The sequence below is a fragment of the Dyadobacter sp. BHUBP1 genome (assembly GCF_050587785.1).
GTDB lineage: Bacteria > Bacteroidota > Bacteroidia > Cytophagales > Spirosomataceae > Dyadobacter.
Genome location: NZ_JBOBIH010000017.1, coordinates 1 through 14,845, shown reverse-complemented (window position 1 = coordinate 14,845; position 14,845 = coordinate 1). Strand labels below are relative to the sequence as shown.

Below are 14,845 nucleotides of genomic sequence, written 5' to 3'. Positions count from 1 at the left end.
CATGTTATTTCAATATTTATACCCGGCCGGCCATGCTCTTGAAGAGTTGAACGCGCATCTTTTTAGTTTTTTTACAGCAATTAGAGATGTTCCGGAAAATGCTCGTTTTGCACCTAGCAAATATCTAACGCCGGACTTCTGTCAAATGGTCGAGAATGCACCCAAGCTTAAAAAGAAGATGGCTGCATTTTTTTCATCATTTAAGCGAATTTCAGCGGGATCTAAGGCTGAATTCTATTCGCTGGTAGAAAAATCGCAGCAGATAGAAAATGTATTTGGTGATACAAACATCATTTTCTCGGACACGCTTAGCGTGAGCATTGAAGCCATTATTGGGGATAAAACCTTAAACGCTCTGACGAACCATCTATTCTCGGTTACATTAAAATCCTATGATATCCATGACCACTACTTGAGAGTGTATGATTCCATGCAATATAAAGTCTGTCCATTTTGCGGTGTGGAAAAAATGCATAAAAGCTTTCAAGAGGACTACGATCACCTCGCGGCTAAAGCAAAATACCCACTGGTGGCAGTGAACATGCGGAATTTGGCACCGATGTGTCATACTTGTAATTCTAAGAATAAATCCGAAAAAGACGTATTGCATAAGGCAGATGGCAGCCGTCGCATTTTTGTGTATCCGTATACAACAAACATCGACGTGACCATTGACTTTTCCAAATGCATACTGCCTCAAACCGATCCTGGCAGACCATTGGGAACATGGGATTTAGTATTATTCCCTGAAATCGAAATAGTAGATACGTGGAACAAGGTTTTCAATATCGAAAAGAGATATCGGGACGACTATTTAGTATCGGCTTATGAAGACTGGTTGGATGACTTCGTTGATGGTTTACTATTGAGCGACACGGTCATAAATACTGAACAAGAGCTCATTGCACATCTTACCGTTTGGGCCACTCTAATGGAGGCTAGGAAATTCCACAACTTAAATTTCATCAAAGCGCCGCTTTTTCGGCATTTAGCCGGATGTGGAAATAACGTCTTCTACTCCGGTATGCTTCGCAGATATTCACAGAAACAGGTAGCTTAATATTTAAAAGATGACAACAAGAAATTTAGTTCAAAAAATCTGGTCTTTCTGTGATACGCTTCGTGACGACGGTCTCGGTTACACAGATTATCTCGAGCAGTTGACCTATTTACTATTCCTAAAGATGGCTGATGAAAATCGCCAAAAATACGATTTACCGGATATTTGCGATTGGCAACAATTCGTGAAATTAAGTGGTGGTGAATTACAGGATCAGTATGAGAAGATCTTAATTCTTCTTGGGCGCTCAGGAGGAATGCTTGAGAAAATTTTCGCTGGTGCTCAGAATAAAATTCATGACTCTTCAAAACTTAAAAAGCTAATCACTCTAATAAACGAGGAGGATTGGAGTGCCACGGGGTTTGATATAAAAGGTGAGATATATGAATCGCTTCTTCAAAAAAATGCCGAAAGTAGTGGCGCTGGGCAATACTTTACCCCCCGGCCAGTAATTCAAGCGATTGTCGAGTGTATTAGGCCTCAGCGTTTCCAGACGATCGCAGATCCATCATGTGGAACCGGTGGATTCTTTCTCGGAGCATTGGATTTTCTGACGTCGCAAGGCAACTTGAGCCAGGAGGAAATGGATTTTCTACGATTTAAGACTTTTCATGGTTGGGAGATTGAGAGGGCAACGGCTAGACTATGTTTGATGAATCTGTACCTGCATGGGATAGGTGACTTACGAAAAACACCGGACATCCACGTAGTAGACAGTCTAAAAGCTCAGATAGACCAGCAATTCGATTTGGTTTTGGCCAATCCTCCCTTTGGAAAAAGTAGCAGCGACATCCCAACGAATGACGAAGGCCAGGCAAAAAAAGACGGTTTCTTTCTCCGGAAGGATTTTTGGATCACCACAGGTAACAAACAACTTGCATTCTTACAACACATTGTCTCCTTATTGAAATCTGGCGGTCAGGCCGCTGTCGTTCTTCCAGATAATGTTCTTTTTGAAGGCGGCGCGGGAGAGACTATTAGACGGCAGCTTCTCGAGCAATATAATTTGCATACCATTCTTCGGTTACCTACGGGGATCTTTTATGCTCACGGAGTAAAAGCCAATGTTTTGTTCTTTGAAAAAGTAAAACGTAAACTGTCGGCAAAGAATCATGTTTGGATTTATGATTACCGAACCAATATTCATCACACGTTGAAAAAGAACCCGCTTCGCTTCCAACATTTGCAGGAATTTGTGAAGGTGTTCTCAGCGCAGAACATGACAAAACGGAGGGAAACATGGAGTGAAGAGAATCCGTTAGGTCGCTGGCGAAAGTTCGCAGTCGTTGACATTTTAAATTCAGAGAAGGCGAACCTAGATCTTATTTGGCTTCCGAGCGAGGGGTCGATCGATTTTGGCAGGTTGCCGGAAGCAGATGACCTAGTAGAAGACATAATTGAGAATATTGAAAGCGCCCTTGTCAACTTCAGAACTTTAAGAGACTCTCTTCATTAGTAAGTTATCTATCAATATTGGGATTGTACAGTTGTAATATCTATCGCACCAATAATGGGGAAAGATTTAAAACGCCAAAACATAAAGTGTGATCAGTCCATTAAATACCCTGCAAGACCACAGGGATGGTTACTGATAGAATCGCCTTTAAGCAAATAGCACCTGGAACTATCTTGGCTTACAGTATACAAAGCGATAAAAGCTAATAAATCTTCAAATGAGCAGGCTTGATTCGCATTGTCAAGTAGGCAGCTGATGCTACATTTGATAGATTGGCACTCAGAGTTAACTATATTAATGGCTCTTTTTGTGACTGTTAAGGTAGAAATAGTAAAGCGTTAAGGCGACTACGATTCCAAAAAGTGCGGCAATCTGGTATTCGTCAGCAAGCTCTGATATCTCTATGAGTTTTGTGAAGACGTAAGATATTAGGCTGGAAATAAATAGCGTTTTTGTCATCATTAGAAGCCTACTAGCAAGATCCAGGCTATCCTCATTCACTTGCTCTGCCCGGAGATAGTGTCTAAGGGACAACGCATAGAATGTGAAAAAGCCGAAAACCATAAGGAATGGCAGAAATGAGATGAACGCGTACTCGGCGATATGGATAGGGTTGTATTCCGACTTGATAGCACCCTTAATGATCAAGGCTACACCGGCCAGAAAAAGTGCTGGCAAGGTTATATAGAACAGGGTTGTTATAATCGCATCTCCATAAACCTTCAATTTGTTAGTGTAAGCGTTGTCAACACTATCGGCAAGGCTTTTAAATGGATCCCCTTGATCCCTCTTAATACGGTCAATGATCTGCTGGATTGAATCATTTCTCTCTTGTGATTCCAATCGCTTGACCATTCTGTCCTGAATGCCTGGTTCCTCAGCAACCTTCCTTTTCAGTCCGAAGGGCTCTACAATCTTCGCCTTTAGGAAGCCCTCCATCGACGAGCCCTTCGGAATATGCCTGTTATTACCGAAAAACCTTGGTTGATGGCGGGTCAAGTGAAACACCTCTTTACTCCTTAGGGTACTATGATCCTCAATAGCCTTTTGTATGTCATAGCCACTCGTGTTACTAGCTACGGAATCATTAAGACATACGTCAAGTAATATGATATCGGGGTCGAATTCCTCAATTTTTCTCACAATTCTCTCAAGCCCATCATCAATCTGACCACTTCCAAAGTCGAATAACAAATCGGAGAAGGGTACAATTTCGTTTTCTGTGGGGTATAATGTTACATCATATTTAAAGAGGAAATCATATACTGAGGTTAAATTATAGACGGAATCATCAGCTATTAGAATTTTTTTCATTCAGGTCGAGGATTATAGTGAATTTTAGATTTTGAATGTCTATAGTAGGAATTAGAATTGGTAAATCCATAGAAGCTAGAATATTATTGCACATCTCTGTTCCACTATACGGCTTAATCCCGTTCGGAGGGTGTTTTTTAGCTAGCAATGGATTGCAATCGTTCGAAAATATCAGTCTATTGTTTTCAAATGTGATAGCTATTTCAATAGGCCGCTTTCTACTTTCCATTGAATACCTTCTAATGTTGATCATAAGTTCAGGGATAACTTGCTCGTAAATTGGACGAGGGCAGATAAAATCCGGACACTCAATAGTGACTTTGCAATCTTTAGGTAGCGGTTTCCTAGCGAGGTTGGGAGTGTCAGCGATTAGATCGAATAAATCTCTGAGCATATGTTTACTGCACAACATTTTTTCTTCGCGGTCAGCAAAGAGCGGTTCATTGGTTTCCGAAAGCCGGATTTTGCTAATTGACCGTATGTGCCTGTAAATTGTACCGTGGATAAAATTCAGTAGAATCTGATTGTTGTCTACTGGAATCCTGCGTGTAATCGCGTCCAATGCTTCAAAGTAATTTCCAACCATGTGCTCCATGGAACTTTTAATTTCGAGCTCTTTGAGGCGCTCCTGCAGTCCTATAAATGCATCATTTCCAAATTGTTGCCTCAGATATTCTAAAAGATCCTCCTTAATTAAGAGCAACAACCTCAATTTCTCGATGTTTATGAATTCAGCCAGTCGTTCAGTTGTTGCCTTTTCCTTATTTGAAATTACAAGGACCGCTTGACCCTTTTGTAGCATGTCCTCACCCAAATCGAATTCGGCAAGGCGAAACAGCAATACCATTCCAGCTTTATCGCTGATAATTCTCGTGCCTTGGCCGGTAATATCTTCTTGCAAACATTCGCTGACTCTAATCATTCGGCCTTCATGGTCCCGATATTGCTCTTTGAATGAGATATAGTAGCCGGTCTCGTCCTTCGCTAGTGCAAGGAACGTTTGTGGACTCTCGGAAGATTCTTCAACTAAACCGTAGAGCATTTTGTAGGCAAGTCCTTTCTTACTGATGTTGATTTTCCTGTATGCGTCCGGCTCAGTAGAAAGAATGGTATATATATTACTCGCCATTCTCTCGCCGTCAGTAGCATCTTTTGAAGTGGCTCTCCTCTCCGTAAACTCAATGCAAAATGCAAACTCGATTTCGTCATCGATAATTATCTTTGTCGCCTCAGATATGATTCCTGCAATATTTTCATAAAACGCTCTCGTTTCGTTTTCTTTCTTTTTGATAAGCGCAACCGTTTTTAGCATGGCCTTAACCGACCTAAGGATTTCACTTGGCAAAGGTTTTTCAATGTTTGAAAAATGATTGTTTTCCTTCGAACGTTTGATAAACGATTGGGCGTTTCTAACAACAATATTTGTTTGACCTGACACTGATGAAAAGTACCGTTCCTCAATAAATTTATCTAGACTGCCAATTCGGTCGTTTTTTTTCAACTCCTCAATAAAAAGATTTTTAAGCTCATTTAGGGGGAAAACGTTCTCCGCTTTGAGGATACGGCCTAACTGATAAAATCGGTCGCTAAATGTGGCTCGGAGATCTACATTCTTGTTGGCGATCGGAGAAGGCAGAAGGTCTGGGTCGTTGATTAATTCCTCAAACTTTAGTGCTCTTTCATGGTTATTGTGGTTTAGTTCTTTATAAAATAGGATTATACTTGGCATTGCCAATTTCCTCTCATCGTTATTCCGGTTTTCATATAAGCCCTTTATGCAACTAAAAAAGTGCTTTGACAGAATGTAATTTGAGCCGACGTCTATCGATCGTTTCATGTAAAATCTTAACAGCTGATATTCATCCGGATCATTTATAAGAAAATTCTTCGAGCCAAAGTTAACGACTAGGTCATAAAGCTTTTGATTGACATATTTGAAACAGGAAAGGTAGATATCTTTATAGTGTTTAAATGGTGAATGGGTTAGAGTCTTAACAACTATTTCTGAAATGCCCTTATGCGTAATGGACAATCGACCAGAGTTGGCAACCCTTTGGGTAACTGAGTTTATCAAGTTAGCCAAATCAGCTTCTCCGAAAGCGTCATTCCCGGTTTTTCTGTTGTGAAGGAATCTATAAAACCACGCGCTAATTTCATGACAAACAAAGAGCTTTATTTGGTATCGCTCACGATCGTCCATTTTATATTCTGCATTCTTTTTTCGAAGATCCTCAATGGATTGAAGTGGCTTTCCCGCAAGGTACTTCTTCTGTATTTTTGCCTTTAACGTATCAAGATGGCATTGCTCGAATATTGTAACGAGCCTCTTGTTTGTTTGTAATATTGGATTTCCACTACTCTCCGCATCTGTGATAGGCAGGTTTAACTTGAAGTACGCCATGAATATTTGGTCGTCAAGCTGCGTGTCCGCCGTCAACTTTCTTAATATTTCCTTTTTCGAAAATTCTGTTGTACGGTCTATTATACAGAACAAGGCGTCAAATCCCTTTTCCTTTCTAACGTATTTTAGATAGTCACTTAGTATTTTAAATGTCTTCCCGCCTGAAATAACATAGTCGAAGAAGAATACTCTTTCGTACGAATCGAGATTTTTTTCCGTGTCATGAAGAAAGTTTTCTATGAACTCAACGTATGGGTTTGTGTGTATAATTGTGACTTGTTTTTTTTCAAACGCTTCAGTAGTGAGAAGATCTTCGAGAATTGTCGATGTTTTCTGGTGAGAGGGTGTTATTATTAGAATCTCCTCGTTAGTATGCTCAAAATTGTCAAATTGATTCTTGAATGCGTTATCAAAAAAATCAAGTATTTCATTTTTGTTGTTTTCGTAGAAGGTATCTCTTTCTATAAAATGCAAATAGCTATTTTCGCCCATCCTGAGATGGCCAAAAAGGTGTGCATTCGCTTTGTGCGCTTTTATATTTCTTTGAAAATTTTCGCTACCTATTCTACCAAGAGTGTTCTTGAATTTCGGTAGAGCAAAAATCAAGTCTGGAGTATCATGATTTATTTTCGTTGGAAAAAGTGCTTTTACCTCCTTCGGATTTCCAGAATAGCAATATTCGCACTCCTCTGCTTTATGAATTGTAGTTTCAAGACGGATTGCCGTGTATGCCCCGAATCCCCGATAGTAGTCATCTTTGATGAGGCTGATTGTGGCGCCTTCGGTAGATTCCCAACCAAATATCTTGTACAATTTGTTTAGCTTATCTTGATGCTTTAGTTTAGCATCGTTTTCTTCGTAGCGTTCCGTATGCACATTCTGCAAATCTTTCACAATTATATCGCTGTCGACTACCAAGAAGACCGTAAAGATTTGTGGGACAAAGCTGACCGATCTGTTTTGGACTGCCGCAAGCTCCTCGATAATTTCTCTTGCTTGGAATGCACTCCCGAATGTACAGGTGACGGGTAGCACTATTAGCGCATTTGCGCGCAGTTCTGTGTTGAAAAGTATTGAATATTTTGATTTGGTGTTATCTACTAAAACGTAGTTTGGTGCTTCGTGTGGTTCGAGTGACATCTGGTCGACAATCAATTGAGTCAACTCGAATAGCACAGGGCCAAAAAAATCCCCAACTCCGATAAAGGTTAGCGACTCGAATTCAAGCTTTTTATTGATCATCGCAAACAACAATCGTGCTGCCGTGCGGCAATTTTCAATGCTCCTAAAAAACTGCTTTGCGTAATAGTAGTTATTAATATGCAGTTGTCTGCCAATTTCAAAATGAGGGTCTGGGAGAAAGTATCCTCCGGCGTTGTAGTCGCGTTGCATTCTACTTTTCACCGACGATATGTCGCTTTCTTTAAGTTTAAAATGAGTGGCCATAGCGAGCATTTTGGTGAAGAAAAAAGAAGAATCTGACGTTTATGCGAAATTTTGTTGACAGTTGTAATAAAATTATTTTTTTTGCATAGGGTGCTATAAGAATGCCCCGTTCAAAATTCAACTTTAAAACAGTGAGGTCTGTGTCTGCGGCGGCTCATTGTTCCCCAGCGGCGGCAGATTATCATAATGCCACTGCTCATACTTATGCTTACCGTCAGGACGTGGCTTTTTGCCACGAACGCTGAATACTGGATGGAATGCTAGCATCTTGGAAGGCAGTTGGTAATCAAAAACAGCTTTCATGTCTTCGTCCGTGAAATGTTCAGAAAGCCAGAACTGTTCCAGCTCGGGCGTCAGGAACAGCGGCATCCGGTGCTTGAACTCCCCGTCATTATGTATATTGGCCATCACTTCATTGGCTGTGCGTGTAAGCATTCCAAAGCTGCCCAGTTGTATTTTTTCACCATTTGGACCAATGCTTTCGTAGAGCTGGTACAGGCCAGGCAAAAATTGTATCGCGCGATCTTTTGCCCAAATGTAATAAGGCACCTTATTCGGCCAGCCGGTAATTGCTCGGTGCTCATAAGTGCCACTTACGGGAATTAGGCACCTGTTTTTCCGCAGGCGATACCAATATGAACGTGTATCGCCAAGCACACGCTCGGATTGCATATCCGCCATCTTGATGCGTTTCTTTTTACGCATGATTGGGTCTTTCTCATAGGTGGGGTCAACCGACCACTCCATGTGAGAAAGAATAAGATCGCCTCCCTGCCGGGATATAATGGGGAACTCGGGGAATCCGAAAGAAAGAACGTGGTCCTGATCGCCTGATTCGAGGCTTACGCGCTGGTCCTTTATCTTAGGAAATGCTTCCTTGGTCAATTCGATATCTGTGTGTAATGATATGTCGTAACACAAGGTACGGCGGGAAAGTAGGTATGTTATCATGGGCGTTTACTTGATCATTTCGTATGCATCAAAGGTATGTTCCGGGCCATTCGCGGTAACAACCGCTTTGAGCCTGCCGTACTGTAGCGAAAGGTTGATGTCAATCTGGTCGGTTTGCCGGATGGTCATTCTCGCCCTAAGGTAAGATATAATATTTCTTTGATAATGTTTAAGAATTCTGTTGTCCCAATTCGGGTCACGGAAAGTATTAAGGAATAAGTAGTATTTCGGATCATTGATCAGGTCGGTAATTTTGGTGGCGTCTGCACTGAGGTTTAATACCTTTCCTTCCTTCTCCGACAAGTGAGATACGTGCTGCGCTGCTTTTGCCTGATCGGTGTAAGGAGTGCCCATAAAGCCGCGGCCTGGCTCTATGCCGGGCCAGTTGAACCGTTGAAGCACAATGAAGTGATTGCCGTGCTGCGCAATCCGCTTCAACATCGGAACATTGAGGATTTCAAAGGGATTGTAGGCGGCGGTCATCAGGTAGTCAGGGTTTACATTTCAAGTTAGTAAAGTTGTTTCAAATTGTGAAAGCTACCTGAAATTCCTGCCGGAGGGAAAGATCTCAAGCTGGACGGCTTTTTTGCGAACCTGCGTTTTTTTATTGACTGCCTGGCTGGCATACTCGTCCTTTTCGTCGGCCCGCGAGAGTGTCGACACGTCCGGGTCTTCGTCATTGCTAACATTTAATCCGCGCAGCAGGGATGACATATTAAAGCACCGTTTGACCACCACATGAATGACTTCGCCTTCGATCTGCAGTTTTCCCTCAACCATCAAAAGGCGGGACGTCAGAATCTCGGATCGAAACTTTTCAAACAGGCTTTGAAAAACAACCAGGTTAGCAACGCCGGTTTCGTCCTCGATCGTAATGAAGCATACGCCGCCTGCGGTGCCCGGTCTTTGGCGCACGAGGACAAGACCAGCCACCCTGATGATCATACCATCCTTAAACTTAGAAAGATCGGTGTTGCAAGTGACAAAGTTTGCGGTAAGCTGCTGGCGGACAAAGCTCACGGGATGTGCCTTAAGCGACAGAGCAATAGAAGCGTAGTCCTGAACGACATGCTCTGACAAAGACAATTTGGGAAGCGAAACAGGCTCTTCGAAATCGCTTGCTGATTGATGGCCGGTAAATATGCCCATCGGACGATCAGAAAGTGCGGTGGCTTCCCACATAGCTTTCCTGCGATCCATGCCCATTGAGCGAAAGGCGTCGGCATCCGCGAGTCTTTCCAATGCCGCCTGCGACACACCGGCATCCCTTATGTGATGAATGGCTTTATAAGGTGTTACTCTTCCACTCACCAGCAGTTCCATGTCCTCCTGGCGTATACCTTTTATTTGGCGAAAGCCCAGGCGCACTGCGCAGTATTTGCCGTCCTGCTCTTCAAGGGTGTTGTCCCAATAGGAAAGGTTTACGTCTACCGGGCGAACAACAACCCCGTGGTTTCTAGCATCGCCAACGATCTGCGCCGGCTGATAAAATCCCATGGGCTGACTGTTGAGCAGAGCAGCGCAAAACACATCCGGGTAATAGTATTTGAGCCAACAGGAAACATAGACCAGTAAGGCGAAGCTGGCCGCATGGCTTTCCGGGAAGCCGTAACTGCCAAAGCCTTCCAGTTGCTTGAAAATACGCCTTGCGTACTCTTCCGTATAACCGCGACCGGTCATGCCGTCAACCAATTTTTTTTCAAATTGGGTGACCATACCGCTAAGTTTGAAAGTTGCCATGCTGCGGCGCAACTTATCTGCCTCTGTAGGAGTAAAACCTGCGGCTACAATCGCAATTTTCATTGCCTGTTCTTGAAACAGTGGTACCCCAAGCGTCCTTCCCAAAATGTCTTCCAGCTCCTTGGAAGGAAATTCGACAGGCTCCTCGCCGTTCCGGCGTCGCAAATAGGGATGCACCATATCACCCTGGATCGGTCCAGGCCGCACGATCGCTACTTCTATGACCAGGTCATAAAAGTCCTTTGGCTTTAGCCGTGGTAGCATTGATTGCTGTGCACGGCTCTCAATCTGGAATACACCGATAGTATCCGCATGGCCGATCATTTCATAGACTGCCGGGTCGTCCTGCGGGATATTGGCCAGCGTGAGATTGAGCCCGTAATGCAACTTAGCAAGGTCGAACGCTTTGCGGATACAGGTGAGCATACCCAGGGCAAGCACATCAATTTTGAGAAAGCCAAGCGCATCAATGTCATCTTTGTTCCATTCGATGTTTGTGCGGCCCGGCATTCGGGCATTCAGGATCGGGCAAAGGTCCGTAATCTTTCCTTGGGTGATCACAAAGCCACCTGTATGCTGGCCAAGCTGCCGAGGAAAGCCCATGAACTGACGGGTTAAATCAAGAGTTTTAATTAAATGAGGATCGTCTGCATTAAAACCCTGATCTGAAATCCGCTTACCCTCAAACCATTCATCGGTAAACTCCCAAATGGAGCTGGAAAGCTTGTTAATAGCATCCACTGACATCCCCATTACCTTTGCGACGTCGCGGATGGCTCCTTTCTGGTGTAGCTGCGTTACAGTAGCCACAATAGCCGAGCGGTCGCGACCATACTTCTCATAGATGTATTGAATGACTTCCTCGCGCCGCTCATGCTCAAAATCCACGTCTATGTCCGGTGGTTCATTTCGAGCCGAAGATATAAACCGCTCAAAGAGCAAATCGAACTTCGTTGGATCGACACTAGTAATTCCCAGACAGAAGCATACGGTGGAATTCGCGGCCGATCCGCGTCCCTGGCAAAGGATGCCACGATCGCGGGCAAAACGGACAATATCGTATACTGTTAGAAAATACGCTGAATAGTCCATCTCCTCGACAAACCGCAGTTCATGGTTGATGGCGTTCACAACCTTTTCGGGTAGCGGCTCGCCATAGAAGTCGCGTGCTCCTTTCCAGGCCAAAAAGGTGAGTTCTTCCAGCGGTGTGCGGCCTTCGCTCGTGATTTCTTCCGGATAGACATATTTCAGGCTATCTAAGGAAAAAGTGCATGCTTCGGCTATTTCCTGCGTACGCCGGATCGCGTCCGGATAATTACGGAATAAGCGTAGCATCTCCGCCTCATCTTTCAGATAGCGCTCGGCATTTTGATGAAGGCGGAAGCCTGCATTGTATATCGTGCACTTTTCACGGATGCACGTCACAACATCCTGTAGCTGGCGGCGCTCGGGATGATGGTAGTACACATCATTAGTTGCAATCATGGGGATGCCGAGCTTTTCACATAGCTCTGAGATCCTGAACAGCTTTTTGTGATCGGTTCCCAGGTACGAGCGGCACGCTGAAAGGTACAGGTCGTGGCCGAGTTCGGAGCGATAATCCTTCAGCGCAGTCTCAAATCCCGGTTCAAATTTATAGCCTGACGAGAGGCCATCCGGCGAAACTGCAACGAATTTCATACCCTGGGCATGCTCATAAACATCACGCCTGTACAACTCACATTTTCCTTTCTCCGTCCTCAGGTTCCCTTTGGAGAGCAGGGCTGACAAGCGAGTATAGGCTTCTTTATCTGTCGGATATGCCAGTAAACTGGGGCCATCCATCAGGTCCAGGCGAGCCGCCGGGATGATCTGCAATTTGGTGTCACGGGCGGCAGCATGAGCCCGAACGATTCCAGCGAGTGTGTTGCGGTCTGTTATAGCAATTTTATCGTAACCCAGCAGACCGGCCTGCTCGACCAGTTCCTCAGGATGCGAGCCGCCCCTAAGAAAGCTGAAATTGGTGGTCACTTGTAGTTCAGTGTATCGCATACCACATACTTTTTAGGCGAAAAAGCCATGAAGGAACCAATCAGGATTATGATCATCTCCATAGTGTCCCAGGCGGAATATCCAGTAACGGTTTCCGTTTTCATCTTCAACCAGGTAATAGTCGCGGTGCAACCCGTCGGAAAGCCACCATTCTTGTTCAATGCGGTCTGGGCCATCAGCACGCTTTACCTTGTGCACCGTGCCCTTGTAGCGGAAAACCATAGGCGGATAATCCGGCACTGGCGCACTCACCTCAATTCGTTCGGGGTTGGCTAAAAGCTCAACAGGTCTTGGCTGGTCTGTGCGCCAATACGTTTGCGGCTGGTCTTCAAGAGATGAGGCTTCCACGATCGAGCGCTCCGGCCAGTGATGTTCTGCCGGAAGATACCGGTGTATCACCTCGCTGCCGGCCCGGGCTGCCAAGCGGTCCAGTAACTCGGCGATAGCCACCTTTTTATTGCCGCTGCTCAGGTTCCATAGTGTTTCCTGGGCGGCTGGCATGGGCTCGACTACCGGTGCGTCCAGTACAAACAGCTCTATACCCAGCGCCGGCTCAATAGTTGGAATTTTAAGTTCAAACAGCTTGAAAAGGTGGCCTGTACTGCAGGAAGGGCCGCTGGTTCCGATCTCGACCTGCTTGATTTCTCCATCTATGCGGTAACATTTTAAAATGGCCTGCCGAAGTCCTTTATCCTCGGCTGCAAGCCTGGTGCACAGCTTTTCGAGCAGCTTCTGGAGGGCAATCTCGATGCCCGTTGCCGTGCGTATCGGTTCCATGCTCGGCAGGCGCTCCTGGAAAGGTTCAAGAGGCTGTACGGGCATAAAACCTTCATGGACATGGCCAAGCGCTTTTCCTAATTGATCAAGCATGATCTGTCCAAACCTGCGCCTGAGCACCGGCCTGGGCATTGAAATGAAGCTCTTAATTTGATACAGGCCCAACTTATGCAACTTCTCTACGACTTCACCCGGTAGCCTGAGCGCATTGGGCGGTAGTGGCATAATAGCCGCCATTTGCCCGCTGGGAGCAATAATAGGGAAAGCCCGGCTATACCGGGACATAGCCCATGCAGCTCCGATCGTGTCGGCCATCGCGGCGCGTACATCATAGCCAGACGTTTTCAGGCGGCCCATGATGTCTTTTAGGTATGGCGTTTCGCCTCCCCATAGATGCGCACAGCCCGTGGCATCCAGGATCAGCCCGTCAGGCAGGTCCAATGCCACAAGCGGCGTGTAACGAATAGCCCATTCGGCAATCGTGGTCAAAAGACTTTGTTCAATCGAAGGATCATAGTCAAGTACTATTAATTTCGGAAGCACGGCACGCGCATCGGCGACCACCATGCCGGTTACTATCCCCGCCTTCTCGGCTATACTGCTGGAAGCCATCACAATCATACGTCCCCTTTGCTTGGCAGCGAGCACAAACGGCTCTCCTGCTAACTCGGGCCTTCTGAGCAGCTCGCGATCTGTAAGCAGATGCCGGAACCATATGGCTACATACCGTTTCATATCTATCCGACTTGTAACAGGTGTCCTTCGGAAACTTGCTGTGTTTCGGTTATGTGCTCAAAATGGTCTTCTGCCCAATTGATGCGCCATCTGCCCGGTTCGCCGTTGCGGATTTTGAGGATGGAAACATCCCAGGTGGCATAACCAACACCGGGGAGCTGTCCGCCCACAGGCTTCGCGGGTACCGGTTTTATCTGCCACCGGCAGGCCGCTGCAACGGCAGTCGCTATACGAGGGTTAGCTCTATGGATGAGTCCGGTGACCCGGCTTTCTTCCACAGCCAGCTGAAGGCGGCGTGATTCGGTGAGGTTCAACTCTTTTATTTGGCCAACCACCACAGAAAGTGCGTCGCATTTTAGAGCTTCTTCAAGCGCCCACAACAGATCGCGGTCCCTTTTGAGGTCAACAAAGATGATCCTGTCGGCCTCCGCACCAAAGGCAGAAAGCCCCAGAGGGAAAACGTTTCGTTTCGTGCCGATCCAGGCGCACATGCCGTCTGTTTTCATGAGCCGACCAGCCACTGCCGCCATAAAGCCGGTAGTCGCCGCCGACTCTTCAGGCAGATTGCTGATGAATTCGTGGATTGCGCCGGTTGGAAATACACCGCCCGGGAAAGCCTTTTCGATCGGACCTAACCCTAAATTGGTATGGCTGCCCCCCGGTGACGGTGGGCGAAAACCTTGCAGCGAAAGAATCTCATTCCGCAGCTTGGCAATCAGCTCATTTTTTTTCTTCGCAGTTTCCATCGCATCACAATTTTACTTTAACTTTGATACCAATTGTAATAAAGCAATGATACCAATTGTAGCTAAACTCGATGAATCCTCCAAAATATTTTTTTGCACAAAACATTAAATTTCTCCGGGAGCGAAAGAAAAAAACACAGCAAGAGCTTGCTGACGAGCTTTTTATGACGCGGGTGAAATTACATGCC

9 protein-coding genes are annotated in these 14,845 nt (G+C 45.3%); 2 read left to right on the top strand and 7 right to left on the bottom strand.

Annotated elements, in window-relative coordinates; all coding sequences use genetic code 11:
- The first annotated feature begins 1 nt into the window (after position 1).
- Together ACQ4MZ_RS30840 and ACQ4MZ_RS30835 are read left to right on the top strand one after the other, a co-directional pair.
- Positions 2-1,060: a hypothetical protein gene (locus tag ACQ4MZ_RS30840; RefSeq protein WP_430851813.1), complete on the top strand. Its 1,059-nt coding sequence runs from the start codon at positions 2-4 to the stop codon at positions 1,058-1,060.
- Between the two features lie 10 nt (positions 1,061-1,070).
- Positions 1,071-2,516, top strand: a complete 1,446-nt coding sequence (locus tag ACQ4MZ_RS30835; protein WP_430851811.1) for a type I restriction-modification system subunit M — start codon at positions 1,071-1,073, stop codon at positions 2,514-2,516.
- A 294-nt stretch (positions 2,517-2,810) separates the two neighbouring features.
- Here the strand turns inward: ACQ4MZ_RS30835 and ACQ4MZ_RS30830 are convergent, their stop codons facing one another.
- The 7 genes from ACQ4MZ_RS30830 to ACQ4MZ_RS30800 form a co-directional block, all read right to left on the bottom strand.
- Positions 2,811-3,830, bottom strand: a complete 1,020-nt coding sequence (locus ACQ4MZ_RS30830; RefSeq protein WP_430851809.1) for a hypothetical protein — start codon at positions 3,828-3,830, stop codon at positions 2,811-2,813.
- Positions 3,808-7,677 (bottom strand): hypothetical protein, encoded by a 3,870-nt coding sequence (locus ACQ4MZ_RS30825; RefSeq protein ID WP_430851807.1) that lies wholly within the window; start codon positions 7,675-7,677, stop codon positions 3,808-3,810. Before ACQ4MZ_RS30825 ends, ACQ4MZ_RS30830 begins: the two co-directional genes overlap by 23 nt.
- A 123-nt stretch (positions 7,678-7,800) precedes the next feature.
- Complete coding sequence (locus tag ACQ4MZ_RS30820) at positions 7,801-8,562, bottom strand: SOS response-associated peptidase (protein ID WP_430851805.1); 762 nt, start codon at positions 8,560-8,562, stop codon at positions 7,801-7,803.
- Between the two features lie 72 nt (positions 8,563-8,634).
- Positions 8,635-9,111, bottom strand: coding sequence for a hypothetical protein (locus ACQ4MZ_RS30815; protein ID WP_430851803.1), 477 nt, complete (start codon positions 9,109-9,111; stop codon positions 8,635-8,637).
- 54 nt (positions 9,112-9,165) lie between these two features.
- Positions 9,166-12,399 carry an error-prone DNA polymerase gene (locus tag ACQ4MZ_RS30810; RefSeq protein ID WP_430851801.1) on the bottom strand — a complete coding sequence of 1,078 codons (3,234 nt, stop codon included), beginning with the start codon at positions 12,397-12,399 and terminating at the stop codon, positions 9,166-9,168.
- Between the two features lie 12 nt (positions 12,400-12,411).
- Positions 12,412-13,911 carry a Y-family DNA polymerase gene (locus ACQ4MZ_RS30805; protein ID WP_430851799.1) on the bottom strand — a complete coding sequence of 500 codons (1,500 nt, stop codon included), beginning with the start codon at positions 13,909-13,911 and terminating at the stop codon, positions 12,412-12,414.
- Between the two features lie 2 nt (positions 13,912-13,913).
- On the bottom strand, positions 13,914-14,657 hold the full coding sequence (locus ACQ4MZ_RS30800) for an ImuA family protein (protein ID WP_430851797.1): 744 nt from the start codon (positions 14,655-14,657) through the stop codon (positions 13,914-13,916).
- Positions 14,658-14,845 lie beyond the last annotated feature (188 nt).

Bases quoted from the DNA above. Each gene is read 5' to 3' on its own strand.
- ACQ4MZ_RS30800 (WP_430851797.1), bottom strand. From the start codon at position 14,657: ATGGAAACTGCGAAGAAAAAAAATGAGCTGATTGCCAAGCTGCGGAAT.
- ACQ4MZ_RS30810 (WP_430851801.1), bottom strand. From the start codon at position 12,399: ATGCGATACACTGAACTACAAGTGACCACCAATTTCAGCTTTCTTAGG.
- ACQ4MZ_RS30835 (WP_430851811.1), top strand. From the start codon at position 1,071: ATGACAACAAGAAATTTAGTTCAAAAAATCTGGTCTTTCTGTGATACG.
- ACQ4MZ_RS30805 (WP_430851799.1), bottom strand. From the start codon at position 13,911: ATGAAACGGTATGTAGCCATATGGTTCCGGCATCTGCTTACAGATCGC.
- ACQ4MZ_RS30830 (WP_430851809.1), bottom strand. From the start codon at position 3,830: ATGAAAAAAATTCTAATAGCTGATGATTCCGTCTATAATTTAACCTCA.
- ACQ4MZ_RS30825 (WP_430851807.1), bottom strand. From the start codon at position 7,677: ATGGCCACTCATTTTAAACTTAAAGAAAGCGACATATCGTCGGTGAAA.
- ACQ4MZ_RS30840 (WP_430851813.1), top strand. From the start codon at position 2: ATGTTATTTCAATATTTATACCCGGCCGGCCATGCTCTTGAAGAGTTG.
- ACQ4MZ_RS30815 (WP_430851803.1), bottom strand. From the start codon at position 9,111: ATGACCGCCGCCTACAATCCCTTTGAAATCCTCAATGTTCCGATGTTG.